Genomic DNA, 21,487 nt, shown 5'->3' on the forward strand with positions numbered 1-21,487 from the left:
TCGGTCCGTGGGTGGGCTCGCCCGCTGAAGTCGATCACAGGACAACGCGCGGGCGTCGTGTCAGACCACGCGCCCCCGCGAGAGTGTCGCGGTTACTGGATGCCCATGCCGACGTGCAGGCGTTGACGGCGTTCGCCGTCCGGGTCGGGGTGATCGCGGGCATGGCTAGTGTCGAGGTCGACCCAGTGCACGCGGCCGGTGAAGCGGTCACCCCCGGGTGGGTAATCGTCGGTGACTGGCGATCCGGCGTCGCGGCCCAGATCGCAGGTTTCATCAGCGGCGAACATGATGGGCTCGGTTTGTTCGATCCGGCCTGCGCCGACCTCCGCGCCGTCGACGAGAAGGGTGAGTTGACCGCCCTTGGCCAGCCCGCCGCCGTCGTAGGCGAAGTCGGCAACGACGTCGTGCTCGCCGGCGGTCAGCGTGGTGTCGGCGGTGACGTAGGAGCGGTGCAGGTTGTAGAAGTTGTAGCAGTACTTGAGGATGCCGTCGCGGGCGTAGAGGCTCCAGCCGCCCACCATGCCGCCCTGGGCGATGATGACGCCGTTGGCGCCGGCCTCAGGGACCTCGATATGAGCGGTGATCGTGTGCGACTTGTTCTTCAGGCTGATGACGGAGTTCTCGTTGAGCCGGCCCATGCCCTCGTAGAGCCGCTGCCGGGTGCCGATGACCAGCTGTGGGCGTCCGGCAATGTCGGGATTGGCGCGTTCGGCGAACCGGTCGTCCAGCGGTAGGGCGTTGTGCTTGGCCGCCTCGATGAGCCACAACCGCTGCAGAGCATGCAGTCTGTCGGGGTGCTGATCGGCGATGTCATGGGCTTGCGTCCAGTCGGTGCTGGTGTCGTAGAGTTCCCACACATCGTCGTCGAAGGCCGGCAGTGGCGCGTCCCCGGTCTCCCAGGGTGTCCGGTGTTTGGTGACCGCGGTCCACCCGTTGTGGTAGATGCCGCGGTTGCCGACCATCTCGAAGTACTGCGTCTGATGTCGTTCGGCCGCGTCGCCGTCGGCGAAGCTGTAGAGCATGCTGGTGCCCTCCAGCGGAAGTTGTTGCACACCATGCACCGTCATCGGTTCTGGTAATCCGGCGGCTTCGAGCACGGTGGCGGCGATATCGATGACATGGGTGAACTGGTGGCGGTCTTCCCCCGCTGCGTTGATACCGGCCGGCCAGGACACGATGGCGCCGTTTCGGGTGCCGCCCCAGTGCGAGGCGACCTGCTTGGTCCACTGATACGGCGTGTTCATCGCATGCGCCCAGCCGACCGCGTAGTGGTTGTAGGCCTGCGGGGTGCCGAACTGTTCGACGTGAGACGCCATGAACTCCGGGGTCTCGAGTGCACCGAAGCCGGTGAGGGTGACCATCTCGTTGAACGTGCCCTGCAGCGAGCCTTCCGCGGAAGCACCGTTGTCGCCGATGATGTAGTACACCAGCGTGTTCTCGGTGATCTCCAACTCGTCGAGGGTGTCCAGGACGCGGCCGATGTGATGGTCGGTGTGTTCCAGGAATCCGGCGTAGATCTCCATCTGACGGGCCAGCACCGGCTTGAGGGCGTCATCGATGTCGGCCCACGCCGGGATGCCTTCGTTGCGCGCGGTGAGGTCCGCATCCGCGGGCACGACGCCCAACTCCTTCTGCCTTTCGATTGTTCGCTCTCGCAGCGCATCCCATCCGTCGTCGAATGCGCCGGCGTACCTGTCGGACCACTCAGTGGGCACGTGGTGCGGTGCGTGCGTCGCACCGGGAGCGAAGTAGACGAAGAACGGCTTGTCCGGTGTCAACGACCTCTGCTGGCGCATGTAGCCGATGGCACTGTCCGCCAGATCTTCGGTCAGGTGGTAGCCCTGCTCGGGAGTCTTCGGCGGATCGACCGCAGTGGTGCCGTCGTAGAGGGCCGGGAAGTACTGGTTGGTCTCACCGCCGATGAAGCCGTAGAAGTGCTCAAATCCGCCACCGGGGGTCGGCCAGTGATCGAACGGACCCGACGGGCTGGTCTCCCACACCGGGACTTCGTGGCACTTGCCGAACTGGGCGGTCGAATAGCCGTTGAGCCGCAACACTTCCGGCAACGGAGCGCACGTATTGGGACGCACCGAGTTCTGACCCGGCGCGGCGGTAGCTGCCTCGGTGATCCCACCCATGCCCACAGTGTGGTGGTTGCGGCCCGACAACAGTGCCGCGCGGGTCGGGGAACACAGCGCGGTGGTGTGGAAGCGCGTGTACCGCAGCCCGCGCTCGGCCAGTCGTTCGGCGTTCGGTGTGCGGCATGGACCGCCGAAGGCACTGGATGCACCGAAGCCGGTGTCGTCCGTCATGATCACCACCACGTTCGGCGCCCCGACCGGTGGACGGATCTGTTGGATCGGCGGGTAACTGGTGTCAGGGTCCTTCGCGTCATAGGTCGTGACGCCGGGCGGCACCCGATCCGGGACGGGTAGCTGAGTCCGGTGATTCATGTCCGCTGCGCTCGCCATCAGTGCTCCTCGATGGGTGTCGTCACCCTGTGTGCTCGTGGGGCTGTCCACCGGCCGTCGAGCGCTTCGGGCTGGGGCCAGTAGAGCCGAAGGATGATGCGGAACGGCCCCTTGGGGGTGGGCAGCCAGTTCGCCTGTTCGGTGTCCCTGGGCGGGGTGTGCCGAAGGTGCAGCGTGTAACCGCCGTCGGCGTCTGCGACGAGCTCCGGCAGCATCGGCGAGTTGATCAGGTACCGGTCGATGGGATTGTCGACGAGCAGGCTCGTGGTGGCGTCGTACATGGTCAGCGACCAGAACGCGTTGACCGGTGGTAGCCGTCCCGGCGCGAAGCGGTAGGTGTAGACGTTCGTGCCGATCAGCGACGCGCCGGTGTCGTCGGTGACGAAGCCGGGGTAGATCGCCTCGGCCTTGCTGTTGCCGTAGATGCCCAGGGCGGCCCCGGCCATCCGGTAGAGGTAGTTGGTGCCCATCTCCTGCGGGGTGCCGAACAGGTCAGCCGAGGTGACGCGGCCGGTATCGAGTTCGGTCTCGATGAACGACGCCAGTTCTGCTCGAGCGTCGGCCATGCCGTCCTGAAAGGCCCGCTGTTCCTCGTGTTCCAGCGTATCGGGGCTGAACAGAACGTCGCCGGTGATGCCGACACCCGCCATCCGGTCTCGCACGTCGCCGTCGGCGGGCAGGACGGGTGCATGGGACAGGACGAAGGACAGCACAGTGAAGAAGTGGAGCGACGTCGCCTCCTGGGCGACGCTGGGCGGTGCCGGGAAATCGACGGGTGGCGGTTGCCGCGGGCCCGGCTGATGAAGGTAGGACGACAACGGCTGCGCGGAGTAGCCGGCCTGGATGTCGGTGACGTTGCCGAGGTCGTCGGGCCCGAACAGCTGCGTCCGGTAGAAGACGAACATGAAGTCAGTGTCGGAGCGGATCACCTTGCTGATGCCGGCGGGAGTGTCACCGGTCCAGCCGGGGCCGGTAAGGAGGTAGCGGCCACCGTCGTTGCCGGTGGTGCGGGTGCCGACGTAGTCGACGTTGAAGGTGTAGGCGTCGATGAACTGCAGGCTGTAATAGCGACCGGCATCGATCGGCGGCACGGTGAGTACTAGCGGCTCGGCTCGAAGGTCCGCTCCCAGTTGCGAGTACGGGGTGTCGGAGTTGGGGGTCTGCACCGCCTTGTCCGCCGGGGTGTAGACCCGCGCGGTGCTGTGCACTTGATTCCACGGTCCCTTGTACTCGGGACCATCGACGTCGACGAAATACGAGTGCTGGATGCGGTAGTTGTCCACCAGCGGGAAGCCGTAGACATAGGCCTCAGCGGCGATCCGGCGAGTCTGTTCAGGCGACACGGCAGCCGCCATTCTTCGAGGATCTGCGCACGCCGTCCACGCTAACCGTGTGATCCACGAGTCGTCTGGGAACGGATCTGTCCGTCATCTTTCCGCGGCCGATGACACCATCGCTGTGCGCGGACAGCCCTCGGGACACGAACCGCCGCCTTTCCGGTCTCGGTGAGGCGCGGTTCCCGAAACAAGGTGCAGCGGTGACGGCGGCATCAATAATGATGCCGAGGAAGTCGGGACGAACACGGTGGGGTGTGGTGTGGCTGAATTCGCAGGTCGGATCGAGCAGGACGTGCGGGATTCGACGCCGGATTGGGGCCCCTTCGTTGAGCCCCAAGCGCCCGACGGCGCACCGAACGTACTGTTCATCGTCTGGGATGACATGGGCTATGGATCGTGGGACTCGTTCGGCGGGCTGATCGAGATGCCGAACATGAAGCGCATCGCCGACGCCGGGATTCAATTCACGCAGTTCCACACGACGGCGCTGTGCTCGCCGACCCGATCGTGCGTCCTCACGGGCCGCAATGCCGGCACCAACGGCATGTCGACGATCGGTGAGATATCCGACGGGTTCCCGAACTCGTCGTGCTACATCCCTCCGGAGAACGGCTTCATCTCTGAAGTGCTTCGTGAGCGCGGCTACAACACCATGGCGATCGGCAAGTGGCACCTGTCGCCTGCGACCGAGATGTCGATGGGAGCCGCCAAACGCACCTGGCCGGTGCAACGCGGCTTCGACCGCTTCTACGGGTTCCTGGGTGGATTGACCGACCAGTGGTATCCCGACCTCTGGTACGACAACCACCAGATCGATCCGCCCGCAACTCCGGCACAGGGCTACCACCTGTCGAAAGATCTGGCAGACAAGGCCATTGAGTTCCTCGCCGATTCGGCAGCCACTGCGCCCGGCAAACCATGGCTGATGTACTTCTGCCCCGGGGCCTGCCACGCACCCCATCACGTCTTCACCGAATGGTCGGACAAGTACCGCGGAGTCTTCGACGACGGCTACGAGCACTATCGAGAGAACGTGCTGGCTCGCCAGAAAGAACTGGGGTTGATCCCCGAGCACGTCACGCTGCCCGACATCAACCCGCTGCTCGAGGAGACCAGCGCCGACGGCAAGCCGTGGCCGGCCTCCGACCTGGTGACCGCCTGGGACGACCTCAGCGACGACGAGCGACGCCTGTTCATCCGGCAGGCCGAGGTCTACGCGGGCTTCGCCAGTTATACCGACCACCAAGTGGGACGCATCCTCGACTATCTCGAACAGACCGGCCAGACCGACAACACGATCATCGTGGCGCTGTCAGACAATGGCGCCTCGGCCGAAGGAGGGCCACAGGGCTCCGTCAATGAAAACCGTTGGTACAACGGGATACCAGAAGATATCGCCGCCAACTTGGCGCTGCTCGACGAGCTCGGTACCGAGTCCACCCACCCCCACTACTCCAACGGGTGGGCCATGGCGTTCAACACTCCCTTCAAGCTCTACAAGATCCACGCTTCCTGGGAGGGCGGAACCGCCGACCCCCTTGTGATGTCCTGGCCGGCGGGTCTGCCCGCACGGGGATCGTTGTGCGAGAACTACCTTCATGCCACCGACCTGGTACCCACCCTGTATGACCTCATGGGCATCACCCCTCCAGAGACGGTCCGCTACGTGCCTCAGAAGCCGCTCGAGGGCGTGTCCGTGGCCACCGTGCTGCGCGACCCCGACGCAGCCTCGCCCAAGCACAGCCAGTTCTACTCCATGATGGGCACCCGGGGCATCTGGCGAGACGGCTGGCAGGCCAACACCGCGCACGCACCCGGACCAGCCGGATGGGGACACTTCGATCACGACCGCTGGCGGCTCTATCACCTCGAACACGACCGCAACCAGATGGTCGACCTGGCCGACGAGCAGCCCGACCGTCTCGCCGAACTCGTCGAGCTGTGGCACCAGCAGGCGACCCTCTACAACGGCTACCCGCTCGATGACCGCAGCCAGATGGACCTCGGCAACGTGGAGCGCCCCTCGGTGGCCGACACCTCCGGGCAGATCACACTCTTCCCCGGGGGATCGGAAATTCCCGAACGGTCATTCGTCATGATCGGTCGGTCCTTCGCCATCTCGGCTGCCCTCACGATCGACGACCCCGCCTGCGAGGGCGTCATCTTCGCCAGCGGCAGCCGCTTCGGCGGCCACTCGCTCTACCTCAAAGCCGGCCGACTGCACTACGTCTACAACTGGCTCGGCGAACGCGAACAACACCTCACCGGCACCCAACTCCCCGTCGGCCGCGTCGTCGTCGGCGTCGACTTCACCAAAGAGGGCACCGACGGGCCCTCACCCACCGGGACGGCACACCTGTACACCGACAGCAGTACCGTCGCCACCGCCGACCTGACAATCCAACCGCTCTTCTTCTCGCTGGGTGGCGAGGGCGCCAACCTCGGACGCGACCGCGGCCAACCCGTCACCACCGACTACGAATCGCCATTCCCCCTCATCGGCGCCACCATCGACCACGTCACCATCGATGTCGGTGACGACATCTCAGTCGATCTGCAACGCGAAACTCAAGCAGCATTCCGGCGCGATTAGCGGTCTACTTGCCTCAGAGCCCACTGCGGCAGTCACCCGTCACCTCGGATGCTCCGTGCGAAAGCCGTTCTGACTGCGAGAATGACGCGTAGCGTCGCTGTCGGCGGGGTGACGGAGGATGAAGATGACGACGACGGATCCCGACTGGACCAAGCCCGCGGCGATGGCGATCCCGAAAGAGGGATATTTCGAAGAAGAGCGGGGGCGGTACGGGCCCGTTTTTCCGCGCACTCCTGCGTGTTACGGCTTCACGATCATCGCGAAGGTCATAGCGGGCCGCGAAGAGGCGATCCGCGAACACGGGAGAACCATCCAGGCAGCGGTCGAGAAGGATCCCGACGTTCTGGATCCGCTGAAGCTGCACTATCTGCGGTGGCAGCTCTTCAATATCGGCGACGACCTGTATTTCCAATATCAGGGCATCTTCGACACCGACTTCGACAAGTACACCGAGGATGCGGTGATGTTGTTCAGCCAGTCGGGCATCGCGACCACCTTTGAGAACCTCGAAGGTTTCCCCGAGGACTGGCGAGAACGTCCCGAGGGGTTCGTGACGTTCGTTCGTGAGCATCACGTACCGAGCTTCCTGGAGTACGGCGAGTATCCCTATGTGACGGCTGCTGAAGTCAAGAAGGCGCTCACGCTCAAGGCAGCCTTCTCGACCATGCTCGACCAGATGCAGTGACCGCGACCCGTGCTTGAACTCGACGACACTCAACACTTCTTGCTGACCCGCTCACCGGCCGCCACGGGACGCCACGAGTTCCCGAGCTTCGACACCCCAGACGGCGGGCGGGCTTGGTGCTCGCGCCGGACTCACGGCGCAGGATTGCGGCCACGTCGACGGTAGCCGTCGACGACGATGCGTCTTCGGCGATTTCACCGACGGGGGCGTGAACGCCGGGTGCGGCTTGGGGCCGGCAGGTCATGAGCACGGCGGCATGGGCGTCGAAGTGGTACTCATCGACGAGACGTCGTTCTCAACAGAATGAAAACGGCCCCCGGAGTCATCTCCGGGGGCCGTTTTACCTGGTAGCGGGGACAGGATTCGAACCTGCGACCTCTGGGTTATGAGCCCAGCGAGCTACCGAGCTGCTCCACCCCGCGTTGGGTGAACGCAAGGTTACCTATGCCGAGGGCGCAGCTCCAAATCGCGTGGTCGCCGGCCGTCGCCGCACGCTCACAGCGCGTCGAGCGTGCGCAAAGTGCTGCTCATCACCGGCGTGTCAGCGGCAGACACGCACGCTCGCGGAGAAGAGGCAAGGGTGTGGCGCTGGTCACGCCCGCACCACCTGACCGTTTCGGAAGACGCCGGCCGGGTCGTAGCGCTCGGCGAGCGCCGCCAGCCAGTGCCTGGTGTCCTCGCCGTACACCCGCGCCGCGCGCCCAGGATCGGTCGACGGCGCGAAGTTGGGCAGCTGACCACCGGTCGACCACGGCGCCAGCGCGGCGAGCACGGCAGCCGCATGCGCGGGCACCGCCTCGGCGAGTTCGGGGATCAGCGCGCCGATGGTCGCGAGCGTGAAGGCCGCGTCCCGGTGCCCAAGCGCGCTGCGGTGCCGCGGTTCGCGGGCGAACGCACCGCCGAGCATCCGCAGCTCCACGATCGCCTGCACCGACCCCGAGCCCGGACCCGCCACCGACAGCAGGGCGTCGGCCGCCTCCGGCGTGAACGACCCCAGCAGGGTGTGTTCCTCGTGCACCGGCATCGGATCCGTCGGGTCGGCGTGCACCGCGCCGATCGCCGCGTAGGGCAGCATCCCTACGGTGTCGAGCAGTGGGACCGCAGCCGCGCGCATCGGCGCCAGCAGCCGTTCGGCCTCGCCGAAGTCGCCCAGCGCGGCGTACCGCACCGCCACCGTCAGACGGCCGGCCAGCGGTTCGGGGACACCGGGTAACGGCGGCAACTGCTGCAGCGCCAGCGAGGTGTTCACCGTCTCGGGAAGCTCGGCGCACCACCGCTGCCACGTGTGCAGCATCACCCCCGCGTCGGCGCCGTCGAAAAAGACTGCGCCGCCGTAGAACTCGGTGACCGGTTTCAGGTCGATCTCGACCTCGGTGACGATGCCGAGCGTGGCCTTGCCGCCGCGCAACCCCCAGAACAGGTCGGCGTGGTCCTCCGGCGTCACCCTCAACAGGTCCCCCTCCCCCGTCACCAGCTCAAAGGACCGCACGTGGTCCGAGGACGCCCCGAAGGTGCGCACCAGCGGGCCGATCCCGCCGCCGGTGAGGAAGCCGACCACCCCGACGCCGGGCGCCGAGCCGCACAGCGGCGCCAGCCCGAACGGCGCAGCGGCGTCGAGCACCCGCTGCCAGCTGGCGCCCGCACCCACCCGCGCCGACCGGCTCATCGGATCGACCGTCACCGCGGCCATGCCGGTGGTCGAAACCAGGATCGTGTCGGAGGCGACACCCAACGCGCCGTGGCCGGTGGCCTGCACCGTCACCTGCAGGCCGCGCTTCGCGGCGAAGCGCACGGTCTCGGCGACGTGGTGCGGTGCGCCGGCCAGCACCACCGCGCCGGGCGTCACTGCCGCGGCGACGTTCCATGGCGCGCAGCGCTCGTAGCCGGCCTCGCCGGGCAGGGCCACCGGCGCGGACACCTCGCGTCGCAGGGCGAGCAGCGCATCGTCGAGTCCGTCGCGGGCGACATCGGTCACGGTCATCGAAATCCCTTCAGGTCTGATGTGTGACCAGCATCGGGGACCGCGCTTGGCGTCGGCTTGGCGCGCACACCAAGTGCCCACCAAGGAATTCGGTCAGGCCGTGGCCTGGGGGTTGGGGGTGCAGACGGCGGCGAAGTCCTTGCCGTCCCTGCCGGCCACGCCGGCAGGGGTCAGCCAGCCCACGCCGTCGAACCAGTAGGTGTCCGGCGGGTGATCGGGCGAGCCGTCGACGATCTCGGAGACCCTCGACCCGGAACCGAAGTTGACGCCCGTGCCGTCGACCTGCAGCACCAATTGGTCGGCGCGGCGCCAATCCGTGTCGGCCGGCCACGACTCGGTGACCGTGAAGCCGGGGTATGGCCCGCCGAGGGTCAGGTACTCGACGTCGGCGCCTTCGGGACGGATCGATGCCAAGCGCAGCTCAGGTCCGCCCATGTTGTAGCCGAGCGAGAGTGTGGTGATCCCGGTGCACGGCGCGCCGGTCCAGATCTGGAGCTTGCCATCGGTTTCGCGAGCGCCCCAGACGGGCAGGAGGCTCGGCGCGCCGGGCGGCGGACGGTAGCCCTTCTCGCTTTCGCACGCGCTCGAGGAAACGAGCGCCGCAACGGCCATGGCAACGGCGAACCAACGACGGATCACCGCCGGTACCCCCCGTCGTGCAGCCCGGCGTCTTCCTCCAGTGGATTCGTCATGCCGTGCTGGTCCATGTAATAGCCCGTGCCGTAATCGATCCCCATCACGATGGTGCCCTTCTCGGCCCACTGCTGGGAATGCCGCTCCTCGTGGTGCAGGAGTCGATCGAGGTCCAGGCCGCCCTGGACGGCGGATCCGGGAGTGGTACCCGCGTACCACATGTCGCCGGACTCGATGATCTTGGTGAGCTGCCCAGCAGGATCCGCAACGTTGTTGATGTTGACCGCGAAGATGTCCCCGTAGGTGGAGCCACCCTGGAAGGCCGCGTAGTCGGTCGGTTTGCCGCCCAGCGACATCAGCATCCCGTTGGGTGTCGTGGCGACCGCCGCGCCGGTGTAGGGCAGTCCGGCGGCGACGAGATAACTCCTGTCGTTCTCGTTCTGCCGGTCGATGATGCGCTGGATCTCGTCGGCCGAGTACGGAACTTCCTCGAAGTCGTTCTGCACGTCGTCCGAGGTGCCCGCGATCCCGTCGTCACCGGCTGCCGCCTTGCCGTAGTCGGTACCGGCATTGAGCACATAGGTCATCATGGTCGCCTTCTTGATGTCCGCCGGGCTGGTGCCGGGCGGGATGATGAAGAACGACTTGCCGTCGGCATCCTTGACCTCCTGCATGCCCTCGAACACGTCGAAGTCCTGCGGGTCGATGTCGTGGGTGCGGGCGATGTCGACGATGGTCTCGGGTGGCACCCCGTTCTCGGCGGCGTTCAGCAGCCACTGCTCGTACTTGGACCCCTTCTCCACCGGACCGGTCAGCAGTCCGGCGTCACGCAGCGCCTGCTCGTACGCCGGAAGCTTCTGTTCGGGCGTCGCATTGGGGTCCTCGGCCGGGGGTTCCTCCGGTCCGGCGAAGTCGATGTTCTCGGCCGCTTCGATGTCGCCGTCCTGGTACTTGCTCGCCGCCAGATAGAGCTTGTCGGAGAAGTCGGAGACGTCGTTGCCCAGCGATTTCGCCTGACCGGTCAGCGATTCCCCGACCTCGGTGAGCGCAGACGCGGTCGCGAAGCCCGACATCCCTCCCGCCGCCGCCGAGACTTCTCCGCCGGCGTGGTCGAACCAGAGCCACTTCGCGATCGTGGCGAGTCCACTCGCGCTGTCGCGCATGCCGTCGATGCTGACTTCCAGGGCTTCCGGCGCCACGTCAGCTCCGGTTCGCCGTGCGGATGGCCCCTGCCGCGGCCTTGTCGGCGGCGTCGAACTTGTCGAGCGCGGTCTGGATCTTCGTCTGCAACTGCAGCCGCCTGATGTTGACCTCCATGGCGTTTCGCGGGGACAGCGCGCCCCACGCCAGGAGCCGCCAGCCGGGCGTCACGGTCCCGTCGTCGGAGATGTCGAAATACCCCGCCTCGCCGCTGGTGACGAGGTCGGACAGCTCCTTGCGGATGTCGCGCAGGCTCGCCCCGTAGTGGTTCAGCTGCTTCTCCAGGGCCGACAGCTTGTCGCGGTAGATCACCTGGTCGCCGATCATCTCTTCGCCGCTGACCTGAGCCGCCTCGGCGGCGGTGCCGGTCCACTTGGTGTCCAGATCAGCGAACTGGGTGCGTCCGCTGGCGATCTGGACGTCGACGTTCGACACCGACTCGACGACCTGACCGGCAGCGGTGATCAGCGCCTCGGGCTTCGAGCCGAGGACCGCTGCGATTCCCGGAGACACCGTGCCGATCCCCTGTCTGCGTGGCCAGTGTCTCCATTGTGCGTGCCGGACCCCAGGGTCGGACGCACCAATATCGCGGTCAGGCCAGTCGGTCGGCCGCCTCGGCGACCGCACCCATTCCGAGCCGTCGCGCCTGCTCGGCCACCTCGCGAGCGGCGGCACTGCGCTGCGGCCCGGACTCGTCGAGCTCGCATTCAAGCAGCCTGCAGCGCACAAGGGAGGGCGTCCCGCCCGTGCGGGTGGCGATGTCGCGCGCACGGGCCACATCGGCCAGCGCCCGACCCCGATCGCCGAGCAGCGCATGCAGCCGTGCCGTCGCCAGGGCCACCGGCCCGGCGCAGCCGACCTGGCCGATCACCGCGATGCGATCGGCGAACGGGTCGAGTGCCGCCAACAGCGGCACGGCGAACTCGTCGAGACGGTGGTCGGCCGCAAGGTGGGCCAGCAGGGTCTGATGACCGAGCGCCGTCCAGACGTGTGCCCGGCTGCCCGCCGACCGCCACTCCTGCAGCCGGGCAAGGGCGGCAGTGCGCGACTCGGGCCGGTGATCGACGGTGAGTAGCGCGGTGTGGACGAGCCCCACCATTCCCTGCCCGCCCGTCTCCGGACTCGCACGCAGTCCCGGCCACTCGCCGAGTACCGGACCGCCCTTCTCGCGCAGCAGCGACACCGCCGCCACCAGGCCGCTGCCCGCCTCGTAGAGCTCGGTCTGCTCGTGGACGTGTGCGGCGATGCCGTGATGACGTTCGGCCTCGGCGAAGTCGCCCCGCCACACCGCGATCACCGCTTCCATCCAGCGCAGCTGCGCCCGCAGAACCGGCAGTTGCAGCTGCTCGCTGCCCTCGATGCCGGCCCGCAGATGTGCCGCGGCGCCGTCCACGTCGGCCAGGTTCATCGCCGCCATCGTCGCCACCGAGTGTGCGATCACGTTGTCCTCGTGAGACCGGTTGTGCCGCAGACTGTTCAACTGCGTCACCCAGTCCAGCGTCTGTCGGCTCAGCGGCGCGACGCCGGAGTAGGTGATCAGCCGGCCCATCAGCACGTCGGCCACCACCTCCGGATCGCCGGTGCGGTCGGCCAGCTCCTGCGCCCGGTCGAGGTGGCCCGCGGCCACCGCGGTGTCCGGGTGATAGCAGTGCCCCACCGCCAACGCGGCCAGCACCCGGGCCCCCGCCGCGGGCGTGGACTGCGCGATGGCCGCCGCCCGCTCGAGCAGCGCCAGCAGCGCTCCGGGATCGTGACCTGGAGCCAGCCACGGCCATCCCCCACTGGCACGCAGCAGGGCGCTGGCCACCCGGCCCGCCGTCACGGCGTTGCCCGCCCGCACCGCCTCCGTCAGGTTGCGTTCCACGGTGTCCAGCACCAGCCGGCCGCGACCGGCACGCGAATGTGCTTCCAGCAGTGCGACGGTCAGCGCGTCGCGCTCATCATCGGTGCGTGCCGACGTCGGCAACCGGTCGTAGGCGTCCAGCGCCGACTGCCACCAGCCGGCGGCGATGTCCGAACTCCACCGCGCGGTGGCCTCTTCGGCGGCCCGCCGGCACGCCTGCACCACCTCGGCGGGTTCGACCAACGGCTGGGCGGCCACCAGGTGCCGGGCCCGGCGCGTCACTGCGTCACCGGATATGCTGCCGCGCAACACCTTCGCGATCTGCGCGTGCAGACGCTGCCTGCGCAGCGCGGGCATGTCGGCCAGCAGTTGCTCGCGGAGCAGGCCGTGGGCGAAGGTGTACCCGTCGCCGCTGTGCGCGGTGACGATGATCCGCTCGTCGGCGGCGGCGTCCAAATGGTCGGCGAGCGTGTCCATGTCGAGACCGGTGGCCTCGGCGAGCACCCGCACCGCATCGATGTCGAGGACGTCGCCGATCACCGCCGCGGCGCGCAGCACGGCGATCACCGCCGGGTCCAGCGCGGCGAATCGCCGGTGCAGCACCGATTTCACCGCCACCGGGATCTCGGTGCCCACCCGCTCCGCACGGGGCAGCCTCGCGTACTCGCAGACGAAGAACGGGTTTCCCCCGGTCCGGTCGGCCAGCACGGCGGCCTCGGCGTCGCTCACCGTGTCGTCTGCCACCTGGTTGGCCAGATCCACCACGTCGCGCGCCGACAACGCGGACACCGTGATGTGACGGTTACGGTCGCCGCGCGCCACCGTCGCCAGCAGTCGTGCCACTTCGGCGGAGTGATCGCCGTCGCGGACCGTGACGATCACCGCCACCGGGTGGTCACGCAGCGCACCGGCGACATAGGCCAGGCAGGCCGCCGACGTCGAATCCGCCCACTGCACATCGTCGATCACGACGGCCAGGGTCCGCGACACGCCCTCGAGCAGCGTCTGCACCCGCTCGTAGACCCTGAACCGCGCGGTGTCCGGGTCGGCGTCCGGCGGCACCTCGAGCACCTCGTCAGCATCGGCGCCGAGCGCGCGCACCAACTGGCGCATCGGCCACCACGGCGGAGTGGTCCGTTCGTCGGGACAACCGACCCACACCACGTCGCCACCCGCTCCGTCGATCTGTGCGGCGAGCTCCTCGGCCAGCCGGGTCTTTCCGATGCCCGGCGGCCCCGACAGCACCAGCCAGCGCGCGGCTCCGGCCGACACATCGGCGAGCACGCTTGCCGCAGTGGTCATCTCGCGCGCACGGCCGACCAGTTGTCCGCGCGACGGCGCCGCCGCGGGCCCGTCCAACACCACGTGTGCCGCGACCGGGGTCGCCACCTCGCCCGCACCGGTCCACTCCGGATGGCGGGGCCACGCCGCCAGCTCCGGCGCCTGCCGCAGGATCGCCGTCTGCAGATCTCGCAGTTCGGCACCCGGCCGCAGGCCGAGCTCGGTGTCGAGCCGCCGGGCGTAGCCGCCGTAGGCATCCAGCGCATCGGGCGCACGGCCGGACCGGTACAGCGCCAGCATCTGCAGCCAACAGCCGCGCTCGGCCAACGGGTCGGCGGCACGCAGCTCGGACACCGCGGTCAGGGCCTGCGGCACCCGGCCCAGCGCGAGCAGCGCGGTGATGCGCTTGTCCAGACAGTCCGCCCGCATCACCTCCACCGCCGCCGCGTCCTGCGCCACCCACGGCTGATCGCTCAGATCGTCGAGGAACGGCCCGCGCCACAGCGCCATCGCCGCGTCGGCGACGTCCAGCGCCGCCGACCAGTCACCGGCCTCGACGGCGGCGGCCACCTCCGTGCACCGCCTCGCGAACAGCGCTAGGTCCACACTGTCGGCGTCGATGTCGAGGAGGTAGCCGGGTGCCCGGCGCACGATCGGCGATGCCTGCGCGTCGTCACGCAACGCGCGCCGCAGGTTGGAGATGTAGGCCTGCAGACCGGCCGTCGCACTGCCCGGCGCGTCGTCGCCCCAGACCGCGTCGACGAGCCGGTCCACCGACACCACCCGGCCGTGGGCGAGCAGCAGCACCGCCAGCACGGCGCGTTGTTTGGGTGGGCCGAGGTCGACCGGCACACCGGCACGGACCACCTGCAGGGGTCCGAGCAGGCGATAGTGCACCGGTCGAGCTTAAAGGGGCTGTGCGCGCCGGTCAGCGCGCGTTGTTGTACTCGGTCATCGCGTCGTTGAGGCGTTGCAGTGCCTCGCCGTACTGGGCGAAGTCACCACTGCGCTGCGCGTCCTGGGCGGCGGTGAGAGCGGTCTCGACCTCCCGCAGTGCCTGCGCCTTGGCCGCCGACAACTGTTGCGGCCCAGCAGGACCCGGCGGTACCGCACCGGCGGGCGCCGGTGTCTCCGGGGCCCGGCCGGCCTGGTTGGACGGCGGCGGCGCCGCAGGCTGTCCGTCAGGTGTCGCCGCGGCCGGACGCCCGTTGGGCGGGGCGGTGGGCGCCGGACCCTGCGCGGTCGCGTCCGCGCCGGGACCGAACAGGTCGGTGAGCGCGTCGCGCACTGTCGGCCCGTAGCCGACCTTGTCGTTGTAGAACATCGCCACGCGGATCAACCGCGGGTATGACGACGCCGCGTCGCTGGCCCCGGGCGAGGCGTACACCGGTTCGACGTAGAGCAGCCCGCCGTTGCCCACGGGCAGCGTCAGCAGGTTGCCCCACCGGATGCGGTTCTGATTGTCGCGGCCGATCACACCGAGATCCTGCGAGACGGCGGTGTCGGTGGTGATCGCGTTGTTCGCCAGCTTGGGGCCGTTGACCTGCCCGGGGATCGTCAGCACCGTCAGCTTGCCGTACGTGTCCGGGTCGGAACTGGCGCTGATGTAGGCCGCCAGGAAGTCACGCCGGAACCTGTTCATCGCGCTCGTCAACTGGAACGACGACGAGTTGTCATCGCGGGCCAGATCTTTGGCGACGATGTAGTACGGCGGCTGGAAGCTGCTCGCGGTCGGGTTGGGATCGAGCGGCACGTCCCAGAAGTCCGATGTCGAGAAGAACGTCACCGGATCGTCGACGTGGTACTTGGCCAGCAGGGCGCGCTGCACCTTGAACAGGTCCTCGGGGTAGCGCAGATGTGCCTGCAGTTCGGGCGAGATCTCACTCTTGGGCTTGATGGTGTCCGGGAACACCTTCATCCACGCCTGCAGCACCGGGTCCTGTTCGTCCTGCGCGTACAGGGTGACGGTGCCGTCGTAGGCGTCGACCGTGGCCTTCACCGAGTTGCGGATGTAGGACACCTGCTTGTCCGGGGCGAGCCGGTTGACGGCCACCTCGTTCGAATCAGCGGTCGCCGAGGACAACGTGGTCAGTTCCGAGTACGGGTAGTTGTCCAGCGTGGTGTAGCCGTCGATGATCCACACCATCCGCTTGTTCACGATGGCCGGGTACACGCTGGTGTCGGTGGTCAACCACGGCGCCACCGCCTCCACCCGCTCGGCCGGATCGCGATTGAACAGGATCTTGCTGTTCTCGCCGATCACGTTGGAGAACAGGAAGTTCCGCTCGGCGTACTTGGCGGCGAAGACACTGCGCGTCAGCCAGTTGCCGATCTCGACGCCGCCGCTGCCGGTGTAGGTGTAGTTCTTGGTCTCGACGTTGTTCTCGTAGTCGTATTCGCGGGGTGTGCCGTTCTCGCCGACGATCGCGTAGTCCGCGGGGGTGTTGGCGATGACCGGCCCGAAGTAGACGCGCGGCTGGTCCAGCGGTGCCGGGCCGGGCCGGTCGACGGTGCCGTTGGGACCCACGACGCTGGCCAGGAACTCCGGGTACCCGCCGTTCTGGTTCGGGTCCTCCGCGACCCCGCGCACCACGTTGGCCGGCGAGGCGATGAAGCCGTTGCCGTGAGTGAAGACGGTGTGCCGGTTGATCCAGTCGCGCTGGTTGTCGATCAGCCGGTCGGGGTTGAGCTCGCGGGCGGCGACCACGTAGTCACGCAGATTGCCGTCACGAGCGACGTAGCGGTCGATCGACAGCTGGTCGGGGAAGTAGTAGAAGTTCTTGCCCTGCTGGAACTGCGTGAACGCCGGGGCGACGATGTTCGGGTCGAGCAGCCGGATGTTCGACGTGGTGGCGCGGTCGGACGCCACCTGCTGAGCGGTCGCGGCGACGTTGCCCGGGTAGTCGCGGTAGCTGACCACGTCGTCGGTCAGCCCGTAAGCCTCCCTGGTCGCCGCGATACTGCGGCCGATGTATTCGCTCTCCTTCTGCGCCGCATTGGGTTTGACGCTGAACTGCTCGACCACCAGGGGCCAGCCTGCGCCGACCACCAGCGATGAAAGCAGCAGCAGCACCACGCCGATCGCCGGGATGCGCAGGTCGCGCAGCACGATCGCGGAGAACACCGCGGCCGCACAGATCAGCGCGATCGCCAGCAGGATCAGCTTGGCAGGCAGCACCGCGTTGATGTCGGTGTAACCGGCGCCGGTGAACGGCTTGCCGCCGCGGGTGTGCACCAGCAGCTCATAACGGTCCAGCCAGTAGGCCGCCGCCTTGAGCAGGATCAGCACACCCACCAGCGTCACCAGCTGGATGCGTGCCGACCGGCTCAGCGCACCGCTGCGCCCGGCCAGCCGGATACCGCCGAACAGGTAGTGGCCCAGCAGGTTGGCGACGAACGCCAGGAAGACGGCGACGAACAAGAAGCTCAGCACCAGACGGTAGAACGGCAGGTCGAAGGCGTAGAAGCCCAGATCCAGACCGAACTGCGGGTCGGTGACGCCGAAGCTGCCGCCGTGCAGGAACAGCTGGATGCGCACCCAGTAGCTCTGGGCGACGAAGCCGGACAGGATGCCGATGAAGGCGGGGATGCCGAGGCCGAACAGCCGCAGCCGGCTCATCACCGTGGTGCGGTAGCGCGCGACCGGGTCGTTGGGTCCGATGGTCGGCACGAACACCGGGCGGCTGCGGTAGGCCAGCGCCAGACCGGCGAAGACGATGGCGCCGATCACCAGCGTCACCACCAGGAAGATCAGCACCCGGGTCAGCAGGACCGTGGTGAACACCGAGCGGTAGCCGAGTTCGCCGAACCACAGCCAGTTGACATAGCCGTCGATCAGGCGGGGCCCGATCAGCAACAGCACGACCACCGCGAGTGCGGTCCCGATCAGGAAACGGCTACGTCGCGTCAGCTTCGGCATCCTCGCCGCGGGCCGCATACCCACTCGTCACTCCAGTTCTGGGGAAGTCCATCGAAGGCACGTCTGTCGACGTGGCACCAACTCTACGCACCCGACGGGGTGCCGCGACCTAGCAGCGGGGCGGTTCGCCACCAGCGGAAAGCGTCTTCAGCGCGTCGACCGTCTGCGTGAGATTCTCCGCCTTGACCAACTCGAGGCCGTCCTGCGGATCGGTCTTCGCCTCGGCGCAGTTGTCGGCGGGCACCAGGAACACCGAGGCGCCGGCCTCCTTGGCCGCCAGCATCTTGTGCGTGATGCCACCGATCGAGCCGACCTCGCCGTCCGCGGTGATGGTGCCGGTACCGGCGACGAACCTGCCGTCGTTGAGGTCGCCGGTGGTCAGCTTGTCGACCACGGCCAGGCTGAACATCAGGCCCGCCGACGGCCCGCCGATGTTCGCCAGGTTGAAGTCGATGGTGAAGTCGGCCCACGGCGCGTCCAGCACACCGACGCCGAGGAAGCCCTGCCCGCCGTCGGGGTGCTTGCCCAGCGTGATCGTGGTCTCGCCGTCGTCGGCGTTCTTGCGGCGGAAGTCCACGGTGATGGCGTCACCGGGCCGGGTGGCCTTCACGATCGCCTGGAACTCGTCGAGGGTGGCGACGGGTTTGCCGTTGACCGCGTCGATGGCGTCGCCGGCCTGCAGCCTGCCCGCCGACGGCCCGGGGTCGGTGACCGACTCGACGGTGACGGCCTTGGGGTACTTCAAGTAGGCCAGTGCCGCGTACTCGGCGTTGTCCTCGGAGCGCCGGAAGTCGGTGCTGTTGGCCTCGTCGATCTCGTCCTTGGACTTGTCGGGCGGGTAGACCAGGTCGCGGGGCACCAGCTGCTCGCGGCCCGACGTCCACAGCGCCAGCGCCTGGCCCAGGGTCAGGCCGTCGCGCTGCGACACGGTGGTCATGTTCAGGTGCCCGGAGGTCGGGTGCACGTCGGCGCCTGGGCCCTCGATGTCGACGACCTGCTTGCCGTCCACCTCACCGAGGGTGTCGAACGTCGGCCCGGGGCCCAGCGACACATACGGCACCGTCGTCACCGACAGCAGCACCCCGAACACCACGATCGGCACGAGCGCCACCAGCAGCGTCAAAACCCGCCTGTTCACGCCGCCCACAGTAGAGGCCGGGGGGCGGTTCACTCTCAGCGTGACCCGCGCACCCGCACAGGCCGCCCATGGTGAGTACCGTTGACGGCATGGCTGACCTGCCCTTCGGGTTCAACTCTGGAGACGACCCCGAACGTGACCGCAAGAAGGACCCCGACCCGGGTTCCGGTGCGGGCGGGCCATCGAATCCGTTCGGCGCGGGCGGGGCCGGCTTCGACATGTCCGATCTCGGCCAGATCTTCACCAAGCTCGGTGAGATGTTCAGCGGCGCCAGCGCCATGACCCCGGGCGGGCAGGCCGGACCGGTCAACTACGACCTGGCCCGCCAGATCGCGTCGAGTTCGATCGGCTTCGTCGCACCGGTACCGGAGTCGACCAGTTCGGCCATCGCCGACGCGGTCCGGCTGGCCGAGACCTGGCTCGACGGCGTCACCCCGCTGCCCGCGGGCACCACCCGGGCGGTGGCCTGGACACCGTCGGACTGGCTCGACAACACCCTGCAGACCTGGAAGCGGCTGTGCGACCCGGTGGCCGAACAGATCTCCACGGTGTGGGCGTCGGCACTGCCCGAAGAGGCCAAGAGCATGGCCGGCCCGCTGCTGGCGATGATGTCGCAGATGGGCGGCATGGCCTTCGGCTCGCAACTCGGCCAGGCGCTGGGCACGTTGTCGCGAGAAGTGTTGACCTCCACCGACATCGGGCTCCCGCTCGGCCCCAAGGGAGTGGCCGCCCTGATGCCGGAGGCGGTCGAACAGCTGTCGGAGGGGCTCGAACTGCCCCGCAGCGAGATCCTGACGTTCCTCGCCGCGCGGGAGGCGGCCCACCACCGGCTGTTCAGCCACGTGCCGTGGCTGTCGTCGCAGCTGCTCGGCGCCGTCGAGGCCTTCGCCCGCGGCATGAAGATCGACATGAGCGGCATCGAAGACCTGGCGCGCGGCTTCAACCCCGCCTCGCTCGGCGACCCCTCGGAGATGGAACAGCTGCTCAACCAGGGCATCTTCGAGCCGAAGGCCACCCCCGAACAGGTCGCCGCGCTGGAACGGCTGGAGACGCTGCTCGCCCTGGTCGAGGGCTGGGTGCAGACCGTCGTCATCGCCGCACTCGGGGACCGCATCCCCGGCACCTCGGCGCTGTCGGAGACGCTGCGCCGACGCCGCGCCACGGGCGGACCCGCCGAGCAGACCTTCGCCACCCTCGTCGGGCTGGAACTGCGGCCGCGCAAGCTGCGCGAGGCCGCCCTGCTGTGGGAGCGGCTCACCGACGCCGTCGGCGCCGATGCACGCGACGGGGTGTGGCAGCACCCCGACCTGCTGCCGGACTCGTCCGACCTGGACGAACCGGCCGGCTTCATCGACCGTGTGCTGGGCGGCGACACCAGCGGCATCGAGGACGTCATCGCCGAGTTCGAGAAGAACGACAAGAAGGACGACGACAAGGGCGGGGCCAACTAGGCCGTCCTCGCGTCGCCGTCAGAGCCCTGTGGATAACCCGTGGCGGGGTCTGGCGACCGTGGCACAGTCATCGCATGACGCGCTATGCGCTCGACCCGTCGATGCCGGTGCTGCTGCGGCCCGACGGTCAGGTGCAGATCGGGTGGAATCCCCGGCGCGCACTACTGATTCGCCCGCCGGACGGCGTCACCCCCACCGCTCTGACCGGCCTGCTGCGCATGATGCATGGCGGCGTCACCCTCGACGGCCTGCGCGCCGCCGCCACCGACGCCGGCCTGTCCGATGCCGCCGCACTGGACGACCTGCTGGCCGCGCTGGTCGACGCCGGCATCGTCACGGTGACGCGCACGTCGGCACGCACGCACCGGACCCGCACCGCGTCGGTCCGCATCCACGGGCGCGGCCCGCTGTCGGACCTGCTGGCCGGCGGCCTGCGGTGCTCCGGCGCCCGGGTCTTCCAGAGCAGGCTGTCGCACGCCGAGGTCACCGCGGAATCGACGGATCTGGTGGTGCTGTCCGACTACCTGGTGACCGAACCGCGCGTCGTGCAGCAGCTGCACGACGCGGCGATGCCACACCTTCCGGTACACATCCGCGACGGCGCAGGCGTGATCGGACCGCTGGTGATCCCCGGCCGCACCAGCTGCCTGGAGTGTGCCGACCTGCATCGCAGCGACCGTGATTCGGCCTGGCCCGCGGTGGCGGCGCAACTGCGCGGCACCGTCGGCTCCGCGAACCGGGCGACGCTGCTGGCCACCGCCGCGCTCGCCCTCGACCAGGTCGACCGGGTGATCAGGGCGGTCCGCGAATCCGGGGACGCACGCCGGCCCGCCGATCCGCCGCCGACGCTGGACACCACCCTCGAATTCGACGTCCGCAGGCACTCCATCGTGGCCCGGCACTGGTCGCGTCATCCCCGCTGCAGCTGCTGAAAACGATTGTTGCCAGTTGGTGA

Annotated in this window: 13 protein-coding genes and 1 tRNA gene; 4 read left to right on the forward strand and 10 right to left on the reverse strand. The window is 68.3% G+C overall.

All coding sequences use genetic code 11. The features are described from left to right. Nucleotides 1-92: 92 nt before the first annotated feature. Together ACPCHZ_RS11380 and ACPCHZ_RS11385 are read right to left on the reverse strand one after the other, a co-directional pair. On the reverse strand, nt 93-2,471 hold the full coding sequence (locus tag ACPCHZ_RS11380; RefSeq protein ID WP_423484867.1) for an arylsulfatase: 2,379 nt from the start codon (nt 2,469-2,471) through the stop codon (nt 93-95). Continuing rightward, on the reverse strand, nt 2,471-3,826 hold the full coding sequence (locus ACPCHZ_RS11385) for a DUF1254 domain-containing protein (protein ID WP_423484868.1): 1,356 nt from the start codon (nt 3,824-3,826) through the stop codon (nt 2,471-2,473). Before ACPCHZ_RS11385 ends, ACPCHZ_RS11380 begins: the two co-directional genes overlap by 1 nt. Before the next feature lie 241 nt (nt 3,827-4,067). On the opposite strand from ACPCHZ_RS11385, the gene ACPCHZ_RS11390 reads away from it, so the two are divergent. Then, nucleotides 4,068-6,401, forward strand: a complete 2,334-nt coding sequence (locus ACPCHZ_RS11390) for an arylsulfatase (protein WP_423484869.1) — start codon at nt 4,068-4,070, stop codon at nt 6,399-6,401. A 124-nt stretch (nt 6,402-6,525) separates the two neighbouring features. Then, on the forward strand, nt 6,526-7,086 hold the full coding sequence (locus ACPCHZ_RS11395; RefSeq protein WP_423485354.1) for a hypothetical protein: 561 nt from the start codon (nt 6,526-6,528) through the stop codon (nt 7,084-7,086). 345 nt (nt 7,087-7,431) lie between these two features. Here the strand turns inward: ACPCHZ_RS11395 and ACPCHZ_RS11400 are convergent. From ACPCHZ_RS11400 to ACPCHZ_RS11435, 8 genes are all read right to left on the reverse strand, one after another. Then, nucleotides 7,432-7,508: transfer RNA gene (locus ACPCHZ_RS11400), tRNA-Met, on the reverse strand. Nucleotides 7,509-7,678: 170 nt separating this feature from the next. After that, nucleotides 7,679-9,067: an FAD-binding oxidoreductase gene (locus ACPCHZ_RS11405; RefSeq protein ID WP_423484870.1), complete on the reverse strand. Its 1,389-nt coding sequence runs from the start codon at nt 9,065-9,067 to the stop codon at nt 7,679-7,681. 93 nt (nt 9,068-9,160) lie between these two features. Then, the gene (locus tag ACPCHZ_RS11410) at nt 9,161-9,706 is read right to left on the reverse strand and encodes a hypothetical protein (RefSeq protein ID WP_423484871.1); all 546 of its coding nucleotides are present in this window, start codon (nt 9,704-9,706) and stop codon (nt 9,161-9,163) included. Next, nucleotides 9,703-10,899 carry a type VII secretion target gene (locus ACPCHZ_RS11415; RefSeq protein ID WP_423484872.1) on the reverse strand — a complete coding sequence of 399 codons (1,197 nt, stop codon included), beginning with the start codon at nt 10,897-10,899 and terminating at the stop codon, nt 9,703-9,705. The genes ACPCHZ_RS11410 and ACPCHZ_RS11415 overlap by 4 nt, the downstream gene beginning before the upstream one ends. 1 nt (nt 10,900) lies before the next feature. Further along, nucleotides 10,901-11,413, reverse strand: coding sequence for a WXG100 family type VII secretion target (locus ACPCHZ_RS11420; RefSeq protein ID WP_423484873.1), 513 nt, complete (start codon nt 11,411-11,413; stop codon nt 10,901-10,903). 79 nt (nt 11,414-11,492) lie between these two features. Further along, nucleotides 11,493-14,921, reverse strand: a complete 3,429-nt coding sequence (locus ACPCHZ_RS11425; RefSeq protein ID WP_423484874.1) for a BTAD domain-containing putative transcriptional regulator — start codon at nt 14,919-14,921, stop codon at nt 11,493-11,495. A 31-nt stretch (nt 14,922-14,952) separates the two neighbouring features. Continuing rightward, a complete protein-coding gene (locus ACPCHZ_RS11430) occupies nt 14,953-17,967 on the reverse strand; it encodes a UPF0182 family protein (protein ID WP_423484875.1) in 3,015 nt (1,004 codons plus the stop codon). Between the two features lie 85 nt (nt 17,968-18,052). Beyond that, nucleotides 18,053-19,081 carry a YlbL family protein gene (locus tag ACPCHZ_RS11435; protein ID WP_423484876.1) on the reverse strand — a complete coding sequence of 343 codons (1,029 nt, stop codon included), beginning with the start codon at nt 19,079-19,081 and terminating at the stop codon, nt 18,053-18,055. 71 nt (nt 19,082-19,152) lie between these two features. Here ACPCHZ_RS11435 and ACPCHZ_RS11440 point away from each other — a divergent pair, with 71 nt between their 5' ends. Together ACPCHZ_RS11440 and ACPCHZ_RS11445 are read left to right on the forward strand one after the other, a co-directional pair. Continuing rightward, nucleotides 19,153-20,532, forward strand: coding sequence for a zinc-dependent metalloprotease (locus tag ACPCHZ_RS11440; protein ID WP_423485355.1), 1,380 nt, complete (start codon nt 19,153-19,155; stop codon nt 20,530-20,532). A 74-nt stretch (nt 20,533-20,606) separates the two neighbouring features. Further along, complete coding sequence (locus ACPCHZ_RS11445) at nt 20,607-21,464, forward strand: cyclodehydratase (protein ID WP_423484877.1); 858 nt, start codon at nt 20,607-20,609, stop codon at nt 21,462-21,464. Nucleotides 21,465-21,487 lie beyond the last annotated feature (23 nt).

The sequence above is a fragment of the Mycobacterium sp. NPDC050041 genome (assembly GCF_049541695.1).
Taxonomy (GTDB): domain Bacteria; phylum Actinomycetota; class Actinomycetes; order Mycobacteriales; family Mycobacteriaceae; genus Mycobacterium.